The following is a 19,744-nucleotide window of genomic DNA, read 5'->3' as shown; positions in this document are numbered from 1 at the left end:
GTCAGGCATGAGCGACGAGTCCGGCACGCGAGAGTCGATCGATTGGCACAACCTGCCGCAGGGTGACGAGCTGTTCCGGTTCTCCTTCGAGGACGGCCGGGTGCGCGGCGTGTCGCTGCGCCTGGAATCCACCTGGCAGGCCGCGATCGAGAACCACGACTACCCGCCGGCGGTGGGGGCACTCCTCGGCGAGGCGGTGGCCGGCGCGGTGCTGATGGTCGCGAACCTCAAGTTCGACGGGCGGCTGATCCTGCAGTTTGCCGGTCGCGGACCGATCAGCCTGCTGGTGGTGCAGGTGACCTCCGACCGACGTTTCCGCTGCATGGCCAAGTGGGACGATGAGCGCCTCGCCGGGGCGGGGGAAAGCCTGGAGGCCTTGCTCGGCCGGGGGCAGCTGGTGCTGACCATCGAACCGGATGAGGGTGCGCGCTACCAGTCGCTGGTACCGATCGAGGGCGAGTCGCTGGCCGAGGCCATCGAGGGCTACTTCCAGCAATCCGAACAACTGCCTACCCGGCTCGTGCTGGCCGCCGACAAGCAGATCACCGCCGGCATGCTGGTCCAGCAGATGCCCGAGACCGGCGGGATCGTGCCGGCCAGCGGACCGTCGGCCCGCGGCTTCGAACATGTCGGCAAGCTGGTCGACACCCTGGTGGGCGAAAAGGGGCAGGCAGAGATGCGTGCCGTCTCGGCGCCCGAGCTGTTGCACCGGCTGTTCCACCAGGACGCGCTGCGCATCCACGACGTGGCGCGCGTTACCTTCAGTTGCGGCTGCAGCCGCGAGGGTGTGGGACAGATGCTGACCGGACTGGGTCGGGACGAGCTCGAAGCGACGCTGGCGAGCGAGGAGACCCCGCCCGGATTGATCGAGATCCGCTGCGATTTCTGCGGCAGCCTCTACCGTTTCGATCGCGTCGATGTCGAACAACTGCTGACCAACGACAGCGTCGAGCCGCCGGAATCCACCCGCCACTGACACGGCGTTCCCGCTTCCGGTTGGCCGAAAGCGTACAACGACTCCATACTGGGAACAGGCCCGGGCAAGCCGGGCCACAGCACACCCGGTATCGAACATGACTTCTGGCCGACCGCCCTCCGACTCGTCTGATCGCGGCGAGGCGTCTCTCGACGCCCTGTTTGCCGAGGTGCGTCGGCATATCCTCGATCGCCAGCACCCGATCACCGGCCTGCTGCCGGCGAGCACCGCCGTCACCGCGCACGGCGACTACACCGACGCCTGGGTGCGCGACAACGTCTACAGCATTCTTGCCCCTTGGGCTCTCGGGATCGCCTGTCGTCGTGCCGGTGAGGAGGCTCGTGCCTTCGAACTCGAGCAGGCGGTCGTGCGAAACATGCGCGGTCTCCTCCAGGCGATGATGCGCCAGTCCGACCGGGTCGAACGCTTCAAGCACAGTCTCGATCCGATCGACGCCCTGCACGCCAAGTACGACACCGCGACCGGGGAGGCGGTGGTGGGCGACGAGGACTGGGGCCACCTGCAGCTGGACGCCACCTCGCTGTTCCTGCTGATGCTGATCCAGATGACCGCCGGCGGGCTGACCATCGTGCAGAGTCGCGACGAGGTCGATTTCGTCCAGAACCTGGTCTGGTACCTGTCCCGTGCCTACGTGATTCCCGACTACGGCATCTGGGAGCGGGGCAACAAGATCAATATCGGCGTGCGCGAGCTCAACGCCAGTTCGCTCGGAATGGTGCTCGCGGCCCTGGAAGCAGCCGACGGCTTCGACCTGTTCGGTAAGCAGGGCGACGAGGCTACGCGACTGCAGGTGGTACCCGACGACATCGTCCGCGTTGCCCAGTGCCTTGAGGCGATCCTGCCGAGGGAGTCGGCGTCCAAGGAGATCGATTCGGCGTTGCTGGCGGTGATCGGCTTTCCTGCCTTCGCCGTGGGGCGGGCGACCATCGCCGCCGAGGTGAGAGACCGTATTGAGGACCGGCTTGCCGGCGGGTACGGCTACAAGCGATTCCTGCGCGACGGTCACCAGACGGTGATCGAGGACGAAAGCAAGCTGCACTACGAGCCGGAAGAGCTCGAGGCATTTGCCCGCATCGAATGCGAGTGGCCGCTGTTTTTCACGTACCGGCTGATCAACGCCTGCTTTGCCGGCGACCGCTCGGTGGCCGAATCCTTCAACCGCCGACTCGGCGCGATTGCCACGGTCGAGGACGGCCAGGGAGTGATACCCGAGCTTTACTACGTCCCGGCCGAGTCGATCGAATCCGAGCGCGCCCAGCCGGGGACGAGCCGACGGCTGGCGAACGAGAACCGACCGCTCGTGTGGGCGCAGAGCCTGTGGGTCGTCGGCCGGCTGATGTGTGCGAAGCGCATCGTGCCGGAGGATATCGATCCGCTCGGACGTCACCGTCGTGAGGGCGGCAATGGCCCGGCCGAGGTGGCGGTCGCCCTGCTGGCCGAATCGTCGACCGGACTTGCGCGGTTGGAAGAGGCTGGCGTCGCGCCGGTGGCATTGCGTGATCGGGTCGAACCCGCTGCGGTGCCTGCCGATGTGCTGATCGAGCGGCTTGCATCGCTGGGAAGCAACCCGAAACTCGGGCTCGGCGGCCGGCCGAAGCGGCGGCTGCTGGGTTTGGCGACGGCGGCCGTGATCGACACGGACGAGACCCGCTGTGCGCTGATTCCGGCCGTCTTCGATACCCAGACATTTCTCCTGGGCCGTGACGTTCGCCTCCTCGTCCACGAGATGCGCACCACGATCGCCTATCTGGCTCGCTATGCGCGTGGTGCGAAGCGGCCGTTGTTCGTGGTGCCCATCGCCGACTGGATGCTCGACGACCCGGGAGGCGAGACGCTGCTCGCATTCTGCCGGGACGAGCTTGCCGGTGGCTCGGTCGATGGAGTCACGGTCCGTCTGGATTCCCTCCAACGCCTCGATGCCCTGATCATGCGGCGGCGACTCCCGGGTCGATTGCCATCCTGGACGCCACCTGAGCCGTTGCCGGATGTCGAATGGCGAGCTGCCGGGGATGTGGCGGCCGTCGAGCGGCAACTGGGAGATGCGCCGACTCTCGATCAGTTGTTGTCCACCTACGCTCGGACCCACGCGCTGGACGAACGGCTTTTCGTCCTCGACTGGCTGGAACGGGCCGAATTGCCGGCGCAGCAGCCGTTCGCCGACGCGGAAGGACACGACCGTGATCTCGAGGGTCACCGGGTCGCGCTGTTCCGGGTGGCGCAGTCGCTGGGTGACTGGCGGATTATGCGGCAGGCGGCCGAAAAGGCCGGCATGGTCGATGCCTTTCTCGAGGTGGCGATGATGGATCTGGTCGTGCACCAGAAGCGTGTGGCGGTGGGGCGTTCGTACACCCGAGATGCGGTAATCGAGTCCCCGGTCGCCAACCAGGAAATCCTGCGGCGTATCGCCGCGTACTGTGGTGACGACTGGCGGGAACGCGCCCTGACCCAGGAGCTGGTCATCCATCTCGGCGCCTGGCTGCGTGCCGAGCCCGGGCTGTTCGAGGACGTCATTACCCTGCGCACCGGGCCGTTGTTGCAGATTCTCGTCGCGCTGCACTCACGCGAAGCACACCTCGGCCCGTCGCAGGCGCTTGATGACCTGGCCGCCATGCCGCCCCACGAGATCCGTCTGCGGCTGAGGGAGGCCATCACCTGGCGTGGCCATCCGGAGCGGCTCGAGGCGCTTCATCGTCGTGACGGCGGCGGGCTGTCCCTGGCTCGCGCGCCCGGCGAACCCATGGGCTACGCGGCGGTCGAATCAACCCCGAACGAGACTGGTCACGTGGATTGGTACCATCGCCGACAGGTGGACGGGGCGATGAGCCGGCTGCCCGAGGTCTTCTTCCGCGGGGTCTGGGAGCTGTTGGGCCATGTGCCGGCTTTGGTGATCGGTAACCGGTTCGATGCCCGCAGCCTGATCGACAGCCAACGCTATCGGGGCCAGTACACGGCCGGTGAACACAACTTCGCCCTGGCCGTCGAGCACCGGCTGAACCGGATCGAGGCACCCGAATACCGACAGTTGTGCATCGAGACACTCGCGACGCTCTCGGAGATCGCGGCGGGGACGCCCGATCTGTCGATTGCCGAACCGCTGGTGCTCGATGTGCTCACCGGTCATGCCGTGCGGCTGGCCTGGCTCGCCGAGCATCCCGAGGATGCGGATCGCTATGACGAGCGCCGGGCGGATGCTTGGCAGGCGTTCTATCGCCTGCCGCCGACGGCGGTGGCCGAATGGGTGACCGCAGCGCTCGAATACCTGCTGCGTGCCGATGCCGAACCGTTGCAAGAGGAGGGGGTTGGGTAATGATTCTTGCTGGCGATATCGGAGGGACGCGCTCGCGGCTGGTGCTCTACCCGCCAGGCGAGGAAGGCGCGGGAGTCGAGCGGACACTGGACAGCCGCGAATACAACGACTTCGCCTCCCTTCTGCAAGCGTTCCTGGACGAGGTCCAGGCAAGCCGCTTCGACGGTATATCGGCGGCCGCGTTCGGGGTGGCCGGACCGGTCCGTGGTGACGGTGACGAGGCGCGCGTGCAGGCGACCAATCTGCCGTGGACGCTGTCGGCGGCCGAACTGAGTGCCGTGTTGGGCGGCGCGCGCGTGCGGCTGGCCAATGATCTGATCGCCGTAGGTATGGGGGCGTTGGCCAGTCCCGTTGACCGACGCGTCAATCTCAATCCCGAAGCCGCGACCGACGCGGGGCATGCCGCGGTGATCGCACCCGGTACCGGCCTGGGAGAGGCAATCTTTTTCGACGATGGCGAGCGGCACCGGCCGATGCCGAGCGAGGGCGGACATTGCGATTTCGCCCCCAACGATGATCGCGAGGCGGCCCTGCTGACCTTCCTGCGCGGGCGGTTCGGCGGGCATGTCAGCTATGAACGCATCCTGAGCGGTGACGGGTTTTCTTCCCTGTACGCATTCGCCCGCCAGTCGGGCCTCGGTAGGCCGACCGCCGATGCCGATCAGCGCCTTGCCGAGGCAAGTGACCCCAACGCCCTGATCACCCGCTGGGCGAGCCGCGGGGAAGACGAATGCGCGATGATCGCCTGCCGGATGTTTGCACGGATTCTCGGTGCCGAAGCCGGCAACCTGGCCCTGAAGACGTTGCCGGTGGGCGGGGTGTTCCTGGCCGGGGCGATCGTCGGACATATCCTGCCGTTTCTGCGTGATTACACGCTGGAGGGCTTTCTCGACAAGGGCCGCTTTGCGACCATGCTCGGTCGTATGCCGCTGTGGGTGGTGCCGGACGGGAGTCTGGGGCTGGCCGGTGCGCGACGGCTCGCGGAGGAACAAACCCTGTCACGATGAGCGAGATGATGACCCGGGAGAACCTGACTGGCCTGTACGTGATTACCGACACCACGCGCTTTCAGCGCGCGGCGCTGGTCGAATCCGTAAGCGAGGCAATCGCGGGGGGTGCCCGTGTGGTGCAGTATCGCGACAAGAGCGACGATGTCGCACGCCGCCGCGAGGAGGCGGCGGCCCTGGCCGAGTTGTGTCGGCGACACGGGCGATCGTTCATCGTCAACGACGACGTGGCGCTGGCGATCGAGGTCGGTGCCGACGGTGTTCACCTCGGGCGAGACGACGCACCACTGACCGAGACCCGCGCGCGATTCGCCGCCGAGGGGCTCGATGCGATCATCGGTGTGTCTTGCTATGCTGACCGGCTTCGGGCCGAGCGGGCGGCGGCCGAAGGCGCCGACTATCTCGCCTTCGGGGCGATGTTTCCCTCGCCGACCAAACCCCATGCCCCCGGCGCCCCGGCCGAGGTGCTTGGCTGGGCGCGCGAACGACTGGGACGCCCGGTCTGCGGTATCGGCGGGATCACCGCCACGAACGTCCGCGACCTGATGGCGCACCGGCCCGACATGATTGCGGTGATCAGCGAAGTGTTCGCCGCCCCTGACATCCGTGCCGCCGCCGAGGCCCTTTGCCATGCGATGGCGGCCGACAATACCGAATCCATTCAGACCACCGAAGATCCGGAGACATCTTGATGACCGCATCCAACCACGAGCTGTTCGAAAAGGCACAGGCCCATATCCCCGGCGGGGTGAACTCGCCGGTGCGCGCCTTCGGCTCGGTCGGCGGCGACCCGGTGTTCGTCAAGCACGCCGAGGGAGCCCGTTTCTTTGACGAGAACGACAAGCCGTACATCGACTACGTCGGCTCCTGGGGGCCGATGATTCTCGGGCATGCGCACCCGGACGTGATCGAGGCGGTCCGCGAGGCGGCCAAGGATGGTCTGTCCTTCGGTGCGCCGACGGTCAGCGAGACCCGCATGGCGGACCTGCTGTGCGATCTGGTGCCGTCGATGGACATGGTGCGCCTGACGTCCTCGGGTACCGAGGCAACCATGAGCGCCATCCGTCTGGCCCGGGGTTTCACCGGTCGCGATCGGATCGTCAAGTTCCAGGGCAACTACCACGGTCATTCCGATTCGCTGCTGGTCGAGGCCGGTTCCGGTGCGCTGACTCACGGCGTGCCGAGCTCGCCGGGCGTGCCCAAGGCATTTGCCGACCTGACCACCACCGTCGAGTACAACAACCTCGATCAGGTGAAAAAGGTCTTCGAGGAAGTGGGTGACGAGGTCGCCGCGATCATCGTCGAGCCGGTGGTCGGCAACATGAACTGCATCCCGCCGGAGCCGGGCTTCCTCGAGGGGCTGCGACAGGTCTGCGACGAGCACGGTGCGGTGCTGATCTTCGACGAGGTCATGACCGGCTTCCGGGTCTCGCTGGGCGGCGCTCAGGAGCATTACGGCATCAAGCCGGACCTGACTACCATGGGCAAGGTGATCGGTGGCGGCATGCCGGTAGGCGCCTTCGGCGGTCGCCGCGAGATCATGGAGATGATCTCGCCGATGGGGCCGGTCTATCACGCCGGCACGCTCTCCGGGAATCCGGTGGCGATGGCCGCGGGCGTGAAGACGCTCGAGCTGATCCGCGTGCCGGGCTTCTTCGATGTGCTCACCCGTCGGACGCAGGCGCTCTGCGACGGCCTGTCCGCGGCGGCGAAGAAGCATGGCATCGCGATGATCACCCAGAACGCGGGTGGCATGTTCGGTCTGTTCTTCACCGACAAGGACCGCGTGGCCAACTTCAACGATGCCACGGCCTGCGACAAGGAGGCATTCAAGACCTTCTTCCACGGCATGCTCGAGGAGGGCGTGTACTTCGCGCCGTCGTCGTTCGAGGCGGGGTTCGTCTCGATGGCACATGGCGAGGAAGAGATTCACGCCACCATCGAGGCGGCCGAGCGCGTCTTCGCTCGAATGGCCGGCTGATCGCGGCACTCGGGCCGGCCCGGATGGGTCGGCCGCCAGCAACAAAAAAGGCCGCCTGGTCATCGACCGGCGGCCTTTTTGCTGCGGGCTTTCGTCCCGATCGGGAGGAATCAGTCCTCTTCCATGTTGGCGTCGGGATCCCAGCCTTCCTTGCGTGCCTTGTTCATCTGATCTTCGTAGGCCTGCGCGTGACGGGCGCGCAGGTCGTCCGGCAGCAGGCTCGGGATGCCGCCGCCGTGCTTGTCCCATTCGGCATTGACCCGGTCGGCGAGCCCCTGCATGCGGCCGAGTTCCCAGCCCTCGCAGGTCTCGTCCTCGGGGATGAGGCCGAAGACCCGGGCATCGAGCACCAGGCGGCCGAGGAAGGTCATGCCGCCGTCGCGGTCCTTGTCCAGCCCGACGTAGCTGTCTTTCGCTTGATTGCCTCTGCGTTGCATCGTTGGTCCCGTGTATCTGTTATTCGGATTCGTGAAAACGCGCATCGACGAGATCGGCGATCTCGTCCAGCGCCTCGTTGGCGTCGCCACCGGTGACGGTGACGGTGATGGTCTTGCCGCAAGCGGCGGCCAGCATCATCAGCCCCATGATCGATTTGCCGTTGACGTTTCGCCCGTTGAAGGCCACCTCGATGTCGCTGTCGAAGCGTTCGGCGGTGGCGGCAAAGCGCGCCGCGGCGCGCGCGTGCAGCCCGCGACGGTTGCGCAGGGTGAGGTCGCGACTGATCGATGCGGTGCTGGTTTCGTCGTTCATGACCCTTCGGTGGCTCCTTCCTGGATGATGCCGTCGCGCCCCCCGCTGCAGGCCTTGGCAGTCATCTCGGGCAGCGCCAGGCGCGGGTAGTTCAGTGCGCGGATCAGCATGGGGAGGTTGACGCCCGAGAGCACCTGCACCGTGTGCTGATCGCGCAGCCGATGGGCGATGTTGGAAGGGGTCGACCCGTACATGTCGGTCATGACCAGTACCCCGTCGCCACTGTCGAGGTCCGCAACCCGGCGGCGTGCGGCGTTGAGCAGATCGATCGGGTCATCGTCCTGGCGCACATCGATGTGCTCGAGCGGCGTGGGCAGCCGTTCGAGCATGTCGGTGGCCGTCTCGATGAGTTGGGCACCGATGTCGTTGTGGCAGATGAGCAGGATTCCGACGGTCATTGCAGGGACGGTTCCTCAATCGCGTTCGGCAAAGCCTGCATCATACCGAAAAACCGGGTGGGAACAGGGGGATTCCCCGACGTTACCGGTCAGTGGTTGCCCAGATCCCGGTGGCGGACCACCAGGTTGCCGAAGGTGGGGCGGAGGTCACGGGCGATCTGCTCGACGATATACACCGAGCGGTGCTTGCCGCCGGTACAGCCCACCGAGCAGGTGAGGTAGCTGCGATCGCTGCGGCTCGCCTGAACCAGCATGTGTGCCAGGAACTCGCTGATGCGCGAGCGGGTATCGTGCGTGACCGGGTGCTGTTCGAGGTAGTTCACCACGGCCTCGTCCAGGCCGCTGTGTGGCCGAAGCGAGGTATCCCAGTGCGGGTTGGGCAAAAACCGGACGTCGAACAGGAAGTCGGAGTCCAGCGGGATGCCGAATTTGAAGCCGAAGGACTGAATCAGGATGCGCGGGCCAACCACCTTTTCGCCGATCAGGCGCGACCGCACGTCCTCACGCAGCTGGTGCACGGTCGTGAGACTGGTGTCGATAACCAGGTCGGCATAGGCGCGGATCGGCATCAGCAGCTGCCCTTCGCGGGCAATGGCCTCGACCAGGTTCTCGATCTGGTAGGAGAGGGGGTGCCGGCGCCGCGTTTCCGAAAAACGGGTGATCAGGCGCTGGCGATCCGCTTCTAGGAACAGGCTGCTGATTCGCAGCTGCGGCATGCGTTGCCTTAGGCGGTCGATACGATCCGGCAGGTCGGCGAGCGATTGCTCCGGGGCACGGGCGTCGATACTGATCGCGATGCCGCGGGCCGCGATGCTGCCTTTGAGATAGCTCTCGGCCAGGTGATCGAGCAGGTCGGGCGGCAGGTTGTCGATGCAATAGAAGCCGCTGTCCTCGAGAGCAGCGAGTGCCACCGACTTGCCCGAGCCCGATTGTCCAGTGACCAGGATCAGACGTGGCGCGGGGCTGCTCACGACCACGGCTCCGGCTTCTGGTCGGGGTTGTCGGGGATCTCGCCGTCGGCCAACAGTCGACCGACCCGGGGGCTGACGGGCTGGCCGCCGCGCTGGCGCTCGAGGTTGCGTTGTCGCACGATCGCCTCGAGCAGTACGGCCAGGTTGCGTCCCGGGGCCACGGGCATGCGCCAGACGGGAATCGACAGACCGGCGATGCGCTCGTTGCCGCGGTCGCCGAAAAGGCGCTCGTCGGCACCCATGTGGTGCTCGCTGTCGGCCGGGTAGAGATCGACGATCAGGCGCAGGTACTTGCGTGCCTTGAGCGCGTTGCTGCCGAAAAGCTCGCGGATGTCGAGGATACCGATGCCGCGGACCTCCAGCAGGCCGAACAGCCGGTCGGGGCAGGAACCGGTGACCTCGTCGCCACGTGCGATAAAGCAGGGTGCGTCGTCGGCGATGAGGCGGTGACCCCGGCTGATCAATTCCAGCGCCACTTCGCTCTTGCCGATGCCGGCGGTGCCACGGATGAGCACGCCAAGCCCGCTGATCTCCATGAACACGCCATGACGCCAGTCCTCGTCGTGCGCGCCGCAGAGGCGTTGCAGGCGCTGACTGACGCTCTCGTCGTCGTCCGGTGTGCTGATGACCACGATCGGGGTGCCATGGCCCGGTTCGGCCACGGGAACGTGGGCCAGCCACTCATCGACCGCTCCGGCGTGGGCCTCGGTAAGGACGATGGTGCGCGGGCCGTCGTTTGCCGGCAGCGGGCCGTTGGCGTGTATCAGGCATTCCTCGCCGCACTGCAGGTAGCGTCTCAGGGCGGGGGAGATCAGGGCCAGGCGGGTGGGGATCCAGGGGTTGGCCGGCCCGATGCGTCGCTGGTCGGGTGCGACGCCGGCTTGCCACTGGTCGGGCAAGGCCCACTGCCAGTCGGCGTCGCTGGCATCCGATGAGAGGTGATGATGGGTGAAGCTCGGGATCATGGCCTGCCCGTTTGCCGTTCATGGCTCGATGGTCGGGCGCGGTGCCCGGTTCAGCCGGCTGTCGCCTCGGCACTGTCCTTTAGCCACTCTATCATCAGGTTCTGGACGCGCTCGGCACTTTGCGCCTCCATGATGGTGTCACGCTCGTCCGGGTCGTTGAGATGTCGCGCCAACCGGCCGAGGATCTCCAGGTGCTGCTCGGGGCAGTCTTCCGGGATGACCAGGCCAATGACCAGCGTGACGGGTGCCCCGTCCGGCGCACCAAAGTCGACCCCTTCGCGCAGGCGAACCACGGCCCCCCGGGGCGTGAGAATGTCGTCGACGCGGCCGTGGGGGACCGCGATGCCGTGACCGATCGCGGTGCAGCCGAGTCGTTCGCGGGCCACCAGGGCCTCGAAGATTTGCGTGGCCTGCTGGCCACCGAGTTCGTCGTCCGCAAGCAGGCCGGAGAGCACTTCAAGTACTCGCTTGCGGCTCTGGTACAGCTCGTCGATCCGGATGTGGTGGATCGGAAACAGCTCGGCAGTATTCATTAAGCACCCTGTCGGTCGACTTGCCGCGAGGATCGCTCGCGGGTCGGGGCGGGAATGGTCGAGTCGGGGCGCATCATAGCTTGTTGTATTCGTGGTGCAACACCGACCTCGTGGCTCCTGCCAGGCGACGGTCATGCCGTGGGCCGTCGCCCGGCGTATCGCGGAGAGTCTGGTATCGCTCCCCGCGAAGGGTCAGCGGTGGCTGGTGAGTTTTTCTTTGTGCTTGACGATCTGCCGATCCAGCTTGTTCACCATGGCGTCGATGGACGCGTACATGTCATCGGTGACCGCTTCGGCGTGCATGTCCTGGCCGCTGACGTGGAGGTTGGCTTCGGCCTTCTGGGCCTCTTTGCGCTCCACGGTGAGAATCACGTGGATGTCTACCAGCTTGTCGAAGTGCCGCTCCAGCCGAGTGAACTTGTCGTGGACGTGGGCCTTGAGGGCCTCGGTAACATCGACGTGATGACCGGTGATGTCAATCTGCATAGACGACTCCTTTATATGGTATCTATATCAACCGCTTACGGTCGGTTGAGGAAGCGATCCCCATCGCTTCCCGGTACTTGGCGATCGTGCGTCGAGCGACGTCGATCCCCTCGTCTCCAAGCATGGTCGCAATCTTGGCGTCGCTCAAGGGCTTCTTGGGATTTTCTTCCTCGACTAGCTTCTTGATTCGTGCCCGTATGGCAGTGGCCGAGCACTCACCGCCGTCACTCGTGCCGACGTGGCTGGAGAAGAAGTACTTGAATTCGAACACCCCGCGGGGCGTGAGCATGTACTTGTTCGTCGTCACGCGGCTGACCGTGGATTCGTGCAGGTCGAGCGCTTCGGCAATCTCGCGCAGTACCATCGGCTTCATCGCGATCTCGCCCTGCTCGAAGAAGTCCATCTGCCGGCGAACGATCTCGCGGGCGACGTTCAATAGCGATTCGTTGCGGCTGCGCAGGCTCTTGATGAACCAGCGCGCTTCCTGAAGGTGGTTGCGGATGTAGGTCGCGTCCTTGCCGCGGCTGGAACGGTCGATCAGGCTGGCATAGGTCTGATTGACACGAAGCCGCGGCGCGATCTCGGGGTTGAGGTCGACGTGCCAGCCGTCCTCACGGTGCGTGACGATCACGTCCGGCCGGATGTAGTCGGCTGTCGTCTCACTGATGGACAACCCCGGGCGGGGATCGAGGACCTGGATCAGTCGCAGCGCGGCTTCGAGTCGCTCGCGGCTGATGCCGAGCCCCTTGGTGACATGCGGCAGTTCCCGCCGGGCGATTGCCTCGAGCCAGTCGCCGTCGAGCACGGCCCGGGCATCGGCTGCCGCCGGGTCGTCCGCGTATTTCTGATCAATCTGAATGGTGAGACATTCGGCCAGCGACCGGGCACCGACGCCGACCGGATCGAGCTGCTGGATGTAGTGCAGAGTGGCCTCGGCCTCTTCGATGTCGAGCTCCGGCAGTTCGTCCTGCAAAAGGGCGACGATCTCGTCGAGCGATTCTTCGAGGTAGCCCGTTGGCTCGATCGATTCGATCAGAGCGGTGGCGACGCGACGGTCGGATTCGGATAGCGACGCGAGGTGGACCTGGCTGAGCAGGTGATCTCGCAGGTTGTCCTCGCCGGTGGATTGCGTGGCGAAGGGGTCGTAGTCCTCGCTCGGTGCGCTGCTGCTCAGCGCAGTGGCACCGTCGGATTCGTAGTAGTCGTCCCATGACGAGTCGACCACCAGGTCCTCGTCCGCCGACTTGTCCTTGCGATCCTCGAGCAGTTCCTCGCCGGCCTGGGCGCCGGGGTCCTGATCCTCGGTGGACTGCGTCTCGGCGGACTCTTCCTCGCCCCGATCATCCTCGGCCACTTCGAGCAGGGGGTTGGTGTCCAGCGCCTGTTGGATCTCGAGGCTCAATTCGAGCGTGGACAATTGCAGCAGACGGATCGACTGCTGCAACTGCGGCGTCATTGCCAGCGACTGGCCCAGCCGCAGTTCGAGTCCGGCCTTCATGCCTGCCACGAGTCACCTCCGGCGAGATCCATTGCCGGCATCGGCGCACGTCGGGCGCCTTGCGGAACATGGGATGTCGGCCCGCAGGAGAGGGGCTGAAAACGGGGTGAGCATGCAATTTGCATGAGAGTCAGTTTAGCGGAATGTCACCCGGTTGTGCCAACGGTTCCCGCACCGGATCCGGGGCCTAGAGGGTGAAGTCGTGACCGAGATAGACATCGCGGACCGACTTGTTGGCGAGCAGCTCGTCGGCACTGCCGTGCGCCAGTATTTCGCCGTCGGAGACGATGTAGGCTCGCTTGCAGACGCCGAGCGTTTCGCGGACGTTGTGATCCGTGATCAGCACGCCGATCCCCCGGTCGCGCAGATGCTCGATGATGCGCTGGATGTCGATCACCGAGATGGGGTCGATGCCCGCGAACGGCTCGTCGAGGAGCATGGCGCGCGGGTTGGCCGCCAGCGCCCGGGCGATCTCCACGCGGCGACGCTCGCCACCCGAGAGGGCCTGGCCCTTGGAATCGGCGATGTGGGTCACGTTGAGTTCTTCGAGTAGCTCCTCGAGTGCCCGTCGCCGCCCGTTTCGCGTAAGTTCGCGGCGCAGCTCGAGGATGGCCAGGATGTTCTCACGCACGGTCAGCTTGCGGAAGACGGAGGGTTCCTGCGGCAGGTAACCGAGCCCAAGATGGGCCCGGCGGTCGATCGGCGTGTGCGTGATGTCCCGGCCGTCGAGAAACACGCCCCCCTGGTCGACTGGTACCAGGCCGACGATCATGTAGAAGCTGGTGGTCTTGCCGGCCCCGTTGGGGCCCAACAGGCCGACGATCTCGCCGGCTTCCACGTGCAGCGAGACATCACGCACCACCGGCCGCGAGCCATAGCTCTTCGACAGGGTGCGCGCTTCCAGCAGCGGGGCGTGGCGGGTGGTTCGCGGCATGAGCGCTTAGTCCCCTTTCTCGTCGCGGTTGCGTGGCTGCAGTGTCATCTCGACGCGGGCACCGCCATCGCTTTCGCCGGCTTCGACCACCTCGGTGTCGAGGTCGTAGGTGATGCGATCAGAGCGGATCTCGTCGCCGGTGCGCTTCAGCCAGGCATCGCCAGTAAGAATCACATTGCCGTTGGCGGTGCGGTAGTCGGCCTCGTTGGCCTTGCCCTCGACCAGGTTGCCCTGTTCGTCGCGCTCGCGGAAGGTCGCGGGGTGCCCTTCGAGCACGGCGCGCACCAGCTGGCCGTCTTCGAGATACAGGGTGGCTCGTTGGCCGGTGGCATGCAGGCTGCCCTGATCGATGACCACGTCACCGGTATACACGCTGGTGCCTTCCTGATACTTGGTCACCTTCTTGTCCGCTTGCACCTTGATCGGCTTGTTGCGGTCCGCCTTGGCGGCGAATGCCGGTGAGGTGGCCCCGGCCATGGCCAGCGAAAGGCAAAAGGCCGGAAGAAGAGCGGCTGCCTGCAAGCGAGAAGTCGAATTCGGAATGATCGCCATGATGTATTTCCTGTCTGCGCGTCGTGTCTGTGCGGATGCGCTCACTGGCGCTGTGCCTGCGGTTCGATCCGATCCCGTATCCGGTCGGATTGCGTCAAGATCCGCTCGTCCCAGTCGAGGTGGAAAGCGTCGGACTTGCTGGTCCAACGGCGCTCGCCGGATGCCCCCAACTCCTGCAGCGTGCTGGGGAGGTCGGTTCGGGCCACGTAGCGCTCGGGGTAGACCCAGAGCCGGTCGGTGCGCAGCTCCAGCCGACCACGGTCCTGATGGGGCGCGCGTGCGGCAACCACCGAGCCATCCAATCGGATGCTCTTGCCTCCGTCGAGCAGAGTGCCGCGCGCGGCGTCGATCGTCCAGGGCGGCGTGTCCGGTTCGTCGATCAGTGCCGCCTCGGGAGCCTCGAGCTCGTAACGATCCTCGGCATCGCGCTGGATGGCGCGCGGGGTGGCGAGTTGATAGGACAATCGACCCTCCTCGTCGTACTGCCAGCTCGACACCTGATCCAGCCGCTGGGCGTAACCGCCGGTCGCCTCGAGCTGCGGCAGGAACTCGTCCGACAGGTTCTCCCAGGTCAACAGGCCCAGCAGGCCGATGCCGAGCACGGCCAGCAGGGCACGGTTGGCCTGCGGTGGGAGGGGCCACTTCATCGTCAGGTATACCGCGCCAGCACGTCGCCCCACTGGCCGCGGGCGTCGATCAGCGTGTCGATCAGCGCGCGCACTGCGCCTGAGCCACCCGGGAGCGGGCTCACCCAGTCGACGCGGCTGCGAATCATCATGGGGGCATCGCAGACCGTGGCCGACAGGCCGGCGCGATTGAGCATGGGCAGATCGAGGACGTCGTCACCCATGGCGGCCATCTGCGCCAGCGGCACATTCACCAGCTGCGAGAGCTCCTCGATCGCCTGGCCCTTGTCCGTCGCGCCCAGTACCACGTGCTGGATGCCGAGACTCTTGGCCCGCCGCGTGACGGCCTCCGAGGCGCGCCCGGTGATGATGGCCACGTCCACTCCCAGCTCCTGGATGAGCTTGATGCCGTGGCCGTCGCGGCTGTGAAAGATCTTGTGCTCCTCGCCGTTCTCGGTGAGATGCAGTCGGCCGTCGGTCATCACGCCGTCGACATCCAGCACCAGTAGGCGCACCTCGCGGGCGCGCTCGATCCAGTTCCTGTCATCGTGGCGCATTAGGCCACCCCCGCGCGAAGCAGGTCGTGCATGTTGAGGGCTCCTTTCAGTTTCCGGTTCTCGTCGACGACGAGCAGGCCGTTGATCTTGTCACGTTCCATGATCGCCATGGCCTCGGCGGCGAGGATGTTGTCGCGGCAGGTGCGCGGGTCGGGTGTCATCACCCGCTCGATGGCCGAGTCGAGGTCGAAGTCGCTACTGTCGAGCAGGCGGCGCAGGTCGCCGTCGGTGAACAGGCCCAGCAGGCGGTCCTGGTCATCGACGATCGCGGCCATGCCGAGTCCACCGGACGTCATCACCAGCAGGCCCTGTTTGACGCTCTGCTGCGGGCCGATCTTTGGGAGACGTTCGCCGGTATGCATGACGTCGCGCACGTGCAGTAGCAGGCGGCGCCCCAGTGATCCGCCCGGGTGGGAGAGGGCAAAGTCTTCGGGCTGGAAGCCGCGCGCGTCGAGCAGAGCGACGGCCAGTGCATCGCCCATCACCAGCGTCGCGGTGGTGCTTGCGGTTGGTGCGAGGTTGAGCGGGCAGGCTTCCTGTTCGACGCCGACGTCCAGGTGCACATCGGCGGAGCGGGCGAGGGTGGAATCGGGGCGGCCGGTCATCGCTACCAGGCCGACGCCGAGGCGCTTGATCACCGGCAGGATGGCGAGCATCTCGGCGGTTTCCCCGGAGTTCGACAGGGCCATGACCACGTCGCGCTCGGTGATCATGCCCAGATCGCCGTGGCTGGCCTCGCCGGGGTGCACGAAGAACGCGGGGGTGCCGGTGCTCGCCAGCGTGGCGGCAATCTTGCCCCCGATGTGCCCGGACTTGCCCATGCCGGTAACGATCACGCGTCCCTCGCAGGCGAGCATCAGACGGCACGCCTCGACGAAGGTCTCGTCGAGGCGTGAGGTCAACGCCCCGATGGCGTCACGTTCGATGTCGACGACTTCGTGGGCCATGCGCAGCAGGTTGTCGGGATGCAGGGCTTTTTGCTCCATGAGGGATCCGGTCGGCATGCTAAGATTTTCGGGTTTCGGAGTATATCAGCCCGCCGTGGCCGAAATGGTCGCGTCGGGTGCTGCCAAGCGGGCAGACCGGCACGATGCAGCCCGGTTCCGCTGTCGGTAAATCAATCCCGGGAGGTGAGCGAATGCAATCGGCAGCCACGGCCGCGCAGGCAGGGTCCGTCGATGGGGTAATCGAGCGGCAGCGCGATGCCGCGGATCGACTCGGGCTCGACGTTTTCTTCCGGGATCCGCCGGCCGGGGACGAGCCGGCGCCGGAACTGGCCGTCATTCCCGAGGGCGGGTTCTGGATGGGGAGCCGGGCGAGCGAGCATCAGGCCCGCTCGTTCGAGCAGCCGCGCCACGAGGTGCATGTCGAGCGGCCATTCGCGATGACGCGTGGCACGATCCGTCGGTGCGAATATTTCGCCTTTCTCGAGGCGAGCGGCCATCGTCGACCACGGCCCTACACCTGGAACGACCCTGAATTTCCCATGTACAACGTCTCGGCGACGGATGCCGAGGCCTACGCCGCATGGCTAAGCGAGCTGACCGGCGCGCGCTACCGCCTGCCGACCGAGGCGGAGTGGGAATACGCGGCACGGGCCGGTACCGACACGATGTTCTGCTTCGGCGACCGCATCCGCCGCCAGGAAGTGAACTGCGCCGGCGGACTTCACTGCACCCGCGGTCTGTTCCTTTGCGGGCCGGGCAAGCCGGTGGCCGTCGGCAGCCTGCCGGCCAATCCCTGGGGGCTCTACGAGGTGCACGGTAATGTTCAGGAATTCACGCAGGATCAGTGGAGTGAACGGTACCTGGTCGGGCCGCGGTCGGTATCGCAACCCCACCGCAGTGTCGATCCCCGTAATAAGCACCTGCGGGCCGTGCGAGGCGGGTCCTGGTTCGATTCCCCCGGTGCCTGCCGGAGCGCGTCCCGGGCACCGCGCCAGGCCAACGAATTCGATCTGAACCTGGGATTTCGCCTGGTGCGCGAGCTCGAGGGGCCGGCATGACGTGTATCATTCGCGACCTCGAGGCGGCCGGTCACGGCCTGTGCTGCCACCGTTTCCACCCGTGGGCGAACTGACATGAAGGCGGTACATTTCGGTCTGCGCTACCGGCATTCGCCGGCATTGGCATCGAGTTTCTTCGATCCGGACATGCCGCCGGAATGGCGAGTGGCCTTTCTGCTTAACGAGCAGGATGCCCTCTGGGTTGCCGGTGAAGATCCGGATGCCGAGACGGTGCTCGAGGAGCTTGCCGATGCACCGGCGCCGGTATTCGTGGTGGTCGAGTCGGTCGCCTGGTCGCGGGACTGGGAGGCTGTTGCGCAGGCGGGATACCACCGGGTGGTCCGATTGGACGACAACACCCCGGTCTGGCGACCGGACAATGAGGCAGACCGTGCGGTGGTCGGCCTGATTCCCGCTAGTGACGATGCTTCTGCGTTGCGCGATGGCCTCGAGCGCTTCGTCGAACAGGCTCCGGCCGAGGCGGCCCTGTTCGTCGACGGCGAGCCGCCGTCCGTGACCACGGTCGACCGCCTCAAGACGCTTGCCGAGTTGATCGGGTTGTGAGCGCGACACAAGAGCAAGCCGACATGATCGAGCTCGACGGCGTTCACTTCGCTCGCGGGCGCCAAGTGATTTTCGACGGCGTCGACATGCGGTTCCCGCGCGGGCAGGTCACGGCTGTGCTTGGGCCGTCGGGTACCGGCAAGACGACCCTGCTGCGATTGATCGGTGGCCAGGTGCGCGCTTCCAGTGGTCGGGTCGTCGTCGATGGCACTGATGTTTCGCGGGTGCGCCGCAAGGCACTGTACGCGCTACGTCGTCGCATGGGTGTCCTGTTCCAGAACGGGGCGCTGTTCACCGATCTGACCGTCGGCGAGAACGTCGCCTTTCCCCTGCGGGCACACTCGAAACTCGACGAGGCATTGATTGATCGCATCGTGCTTTTCAAGCTGGAGGCCGTCGGCCTGCGCGCGGCCCGCGGCAAGTACCCGGCCGAGCTCTCCGGGGGGATGGCCCGGCGGGCAGCGCTCGCGCGGGCCATGGCGCTCGATCCGGAGATCATGCTCTACGACGAGCCGTTTGCCGGGCAAGACCCGGTCAGCATGGGTGTGCTGCTGCGACTGATACGACGACTCAACGATGCCCTCGGGCTGACCAGCATCGTCGTCACGCATGACGTAAGCGAAGCGTTGAGTATTGCCGATCAGGTGATTGTGATCGCCGGTGGGCGGGTCATCGGGCAGGGTTCGCCCGATGAGGTGCTCGCCCAGCGGGAACACGAGCCGGCGCTGGCGCAGTTCCTCGACGGGGCGGCGGAAGGCCCGCTCAACGCCGGCGATTCCGACACGTCCCTGGCCGCCGAACTTGGGCTGGGAGCGGTACGATGAACCGGCTGATTGATGCGATCGCCCGACTTGGGCGCCAGGTGATTGGTGGCGTGCACCACGCCGGCGCGATGGCCCTGTTTGCCGTCGAGCTTTCCTGGGTGCTGATGCCGACCTGGGCTCGTCCGCGTGACATCGCCCAGCAGGTCTACGCCGCCGGTGTGCTGTCGCTCGCGATCATCCTGGTTGCCGGCGGGTTCGTCGGCCTGGTGCTGGGCCTGCAGGGCTACAACATCCTCTCGAACTTCAATGCCAGCGAGTCGCTTGGCGTGATGGTGGCGCTGTCGCTGGTCCGCGAGCTGGGGCCGGTGGTAGCCGCCTTGCTGTTCGCCGGCCGGGCGGGGTCCGCCATCACCGCGGAGATCGCGCTGATGAAGACCACCGAGCAGCTCGCCGCACTGGAGATGATGGCGGTTGATCCGTTGCGTCGGGTGATCGGGCCGCGCTTCTGGGGGGCGATGATTTCGGTACCGCTGTTGGCCGCGCTGTTCTCCCTGGTGGGGATCATCGGCGGTTATCTGATCGGCGTGGTGGTGCTGGGCGTCGACCAGGCATCCTACTGGGGTCAGATCGCCGAGCAGATGGAGGCATGGGAGGATGTCGGTGGCGGGGCAGTGAAATCGCTGGCGTTTGGGGCGGTGATCGCGTTGATCTCCGTCTATGAGGGTTATCGGGCCGAACCCACGGCCAGCGGCATGGCACGGGCGACGACGCAGACGGTGGTCCTGAGCTCGCTGGCCGTGCTGGGGCTGGACTTTGTAATGACTGCTTTCATGTTTGGGGCGTGATGGA

22 protein-coding genes are annotated in these 19,744 nt (G+C 66.0%); 9 read left to right on the top strand and 13 right to left on the bottom strand.

Annotated features, from left to right (window positions below; translation table 11 throughout):
- Positions 1–7: 7 nt before the first annotated feature.
- The 5 genes from hslO (at position 8) to hemL (ending at position 7,292) form a co-directional block, all read left to right on the top strand.
- The gene (gene hslO / locus LV476_RS03755; RefSeq protein WP_250073583.1) at positions 8–976 is read left to right on the top strand and encodes an Hsp33 family molecular chaperone HslO; all 969 of its coding nucleotides are present in this window, start codon (positions 8–10) and stop codon (positions 974–976) included.
- Between the two features lie 97 nt (positions 977–1,073).
- Positions 1,074–4,304, top strand: coding sequence for a glycoside hydrolase family 15 protein (locus LV476_RS03750; RefSeq protein WP_250073581.1), 3,231 nt, complete (start codon positions 1,074–1,076; stop codon positions 4,302–4,304).
- Positions 4,304–5,311, top strand: a complete 1,008-nt coding sequence (locus LV476_RS03745) for a glucokinase (protein ID WP_250073579.1) — start codon at positions 4,304–4,306, stop codon at positions 5,309–5,311. The genes LV476_RS03750 and LV476_RS03745 overlap by 1 nt, the downstream gene beginning before the upstream one ends.
- Positions 5,308–6,003: a thiamine phosphate synthase gene (thiE, locus tag LV476_RS03740; protein WP_250073577.1), complete on the top strand. Its 696-nt coding sequence runs from the start codon at positions 5,308–5,310 to the stop codon at positions 6,001–6,003. Before LV476_RS03745 ends, thiE begins: the two co-directional genes overlap by 4 nt.
- Positions 6,003–7,292, top strand: coding sequence for a glutamate-1-semialdehyde 2,1-aminomutase (gene hemL / locus LV476_RS03735; protein WP_250073575.1), 1,290 nt, complete (start codon positions 6,003–6,005; stop codon positions 7,290–7,292). The genes thiE and hemL overlap by 1 nt, the downstream gene beginning before the upstream one ends.
- Before the next feature lie 110 nt (positions 7,293–7,402).
- Here the strand turns inward: hemL and LV476_RS03730 are convergent, their stop codons facing one another.
- The 13 genes from LV476_RS03730 to LV476_RS03670 form a co-directional block, all read right to left on the bottom strand.
- Positions 7,403–7,729 carry a hypothetical protein gene (locus LV476_RS03730; RefSeq protein WP_250073573.1) on the bottom strand — a complete coding sequence of 109 codons (327 nt, stop codon included), beginning with the start codon at positions 7,727–7,729 and terminating at the stop codon, positions 7,403–7,405.
- 19 nt (positions 7,730–7,748) lie between these two features.
- The gene (locus tag LV476_RS03725) at positions 7,749–8,042 is read right to left on the bottom strand and encodes an HPr family phosphocarrier protein (RefSeq protein ID WP_250073571.1); all 294 of its coding nucleotides are present in this window, start codon (positions 8,040–8,042) and stop codon (positions 7,749–7,751) included.
- Entirely contained in the window at positions 8,039–8,440 is a 402-nt protein-coding gene (locus LV476_RS03720) for a PTS sugar transporter subunit IIA (RefSeq protein ID WP_250073569.1), read from the bottom strand. Before LV476_RS03720 ends, LV476_RS03725 begins: the two co-directional genes overlap by 4 nt.
- An 89-nt stretch (positions 8,441–8,529) precedes the next feature.
- The gene (gene rapZ, locus LV476_RS03715) at positions 8,530–9,411 is read right to left on the bottom strand and encodes an RNase adapter RapZ (protein WP_250073567.1); all 882 of its coding nucleotides are present in this window, start codon (positions 9,409–9,411) and stop codon (positions 8,530–8,532) included.
- Complete coding sequence (locus tag LV476_RS11175; protein WP_284047404.1) at positions 9,408–10,376, bottom strand: HPr(Ser) kinase/phosphatase; 969 nt, start codon at positions 10,374–10,376, stop codon at positions 9,408–9,410. The genes rapZ and LV476_RS11175 overlap by 4 nt, the downstream gene beginning before the upstream one ends.
- A 50-nt stretch (positions 10,377–10,426) precedes the next feature.
- On the bottom strand, positions 10,427–10,909 hold the full coding sequence (locus LV476_RS03705) for a PTS sugar transporter subunit IIA (RefSeq protein ID WP_250073565.1): 483 nt from the start codon (positions 10,907–10,909) through the stop codon (positions 10,427–10,429).
- Positions 10,910–11,101: 192 nt separating this feature from the next.
- Positions 11,102–11,395 carry a ribosome hibernation-promoting factor, HPF/YfiA family gene (gene hpf / locus LV476_RS03700; RefSeq protein WP_250073563.1) on the bottom strand — a complete coding sequence of 98 codons (294 nt, stop codon included), beginning with the start codon at positions 11,393–11,395 and terminating at the stop codon, positions 11,102–11,104.
- 22 nt (positions 11,396–11,417) lie between these two features.
- Positions 11,418–12,893: an RNA polymerase factor sigma-54 gene (locus tag LV476_RS03695; RefSeq protein ID WP_250076237.1), complete on the bottom strand. Its 1,476-nt coding sequence runs from the start codon at positions 12,891–12,893 to the stop codon at positions 11,418–11,420.
- A gap of 187 nt (positions 12,894–13,080) precedes the next feature.
- On the bottom strand, positions 13,081–13,827 hold the full coding sequence (gene lptB, locus LV476_RS03690; RefSeq protein WP_250073561.1) for an LPS export ABC transporter ATP-binding protein: 747 nt from the start codon (positions 13,825–13,827) through the stop codon (positions 13,081–13,083).
- 6 nt (positions 13,828–13,833) lie between these two features.
- Entirely contained in the window at positions 13,834–14,379 is a 546-nt protein-coding gene (gene lptA / locus LV476_RS03685) for a lipopolysaccharide transport periplasmic protein LptA (RefSeq protein WP_250073559.1), read from the bottom strand.
- 41 nt (positions 14,380–14,420) lie between these two features.
- Positions 14,421–15,026: an LPS export ABC transporter periplasmic protein LptC gene (lptC, locus tag LV476_RS03680; RefSeq protein ID WP_250073556.1), complete on the bottom strand. Its 606-nt coding sequence runs from the start codon at positions 15,024–15,026 to the stop codon at positions 14,421–14,423.
- Between the two features lie 2 nt (positions 15,027–15,028).
- Positions 15,029–15,562, bottom strand: a complete 534-nt coding sequence (locus tag LV476_RS03675) for a KdsC family phosphatase (RefSeq protein ID WP_250073554.1) — start codon at positions 15,560–15,562, stop codon at positions 15,029–15,031.
- The gene (locus LV476_RS03670) at positions 15,562–16,548 is read right to left on the bottom strand and encodes a KpsF/GutQ family sugar-phosphate isomerase (protein WP_250073552.1); all 987 of its coding nucleotides are present in this window, start codon (positions 16,546–16,548) and stop codon (positions 15,562–15,564) included. Before LV476_RS03670 ends, LV476_RS03675 begins: the two co-directional genes overlap by 1 nt.
- Before the next feature lie 152 nt (positions 16,549–16,700).
- Here LV476_RS03670 and LV476_RS03665 point away from each other — a divergent pair, with 152 nt between their 5' ends.
- The 4 genes from LV476_RS03665 to mlaE all read left to right on the top strand — a co-directional run bounded on the left by LV476_RS03665 (position 16,701) and on the right by mlaE (position 19,740).
- The gene (locus LV476_RS03665) at positions 16,701–17,567 is read left to right on the top strand and encodes a formylglycine-generating enzyme family protein (RefSeq protein ID WP_250073550.1); all 867 of its coding nucleotides are present in this window, start codon (positions 16,701–16,703) and stop codon (positions 17,565–17,567) included.
- Positions 17,568–17,642: 75 nt separating this feature from the next.
- Entirely contained in the window at positions 17,643–18,131 is a 489-nt protein-coding gene (locus tag LV476_RS03660) for a hypothetical protein (protein WP_250073547.1), read from the top strand.
- Positions 18,128–18,955: an ABC transporter ATP-binding protein gene (locus LV476_RS03655; RefSeq protein WP_434062814.1), complete on the top strand. Its 828-nt coding sequence runs from the start codon at positions 18,128–18,130 to the stop codon at positions 18,953–18,955. Before LV476_RS03660 ends, LV476_RS03655 begins: the two co-directional genes overlap by 4 nt.
- Complete coding sequence (gene mlaE / locus LV476_RS03650; protein WP_250073545.1) at positions 18,952–19,740, top strand: lipid asymmetry maintenance ABC transporter permease subunit MlaE; 789 nt, start codon at positions 18,952–18,954, stop codon at positions 19,738–19,740. Before LV476_RS03655 ends, mlaE begins: the two co-directional genes overlap by 4 nt.
- The last annotated feature ends 4 nt before the right edge of the window (positions 19,741–19,744 follow it).

The sequence above is a fragment of the Guyparkeria hydrothermalis genome (genome assembly GCF_023555385.1).
Lineage (GTDB): Bacteria > Pseudomonadota > Gammaproteobacteria > Halothiobacillales > Halothiobacillaceae > Guyparkeria > Guyparkeria hydrothermalis_A.
This window is presented reverse-complemented; position numbering and strand designations above follow the sequence as displayed.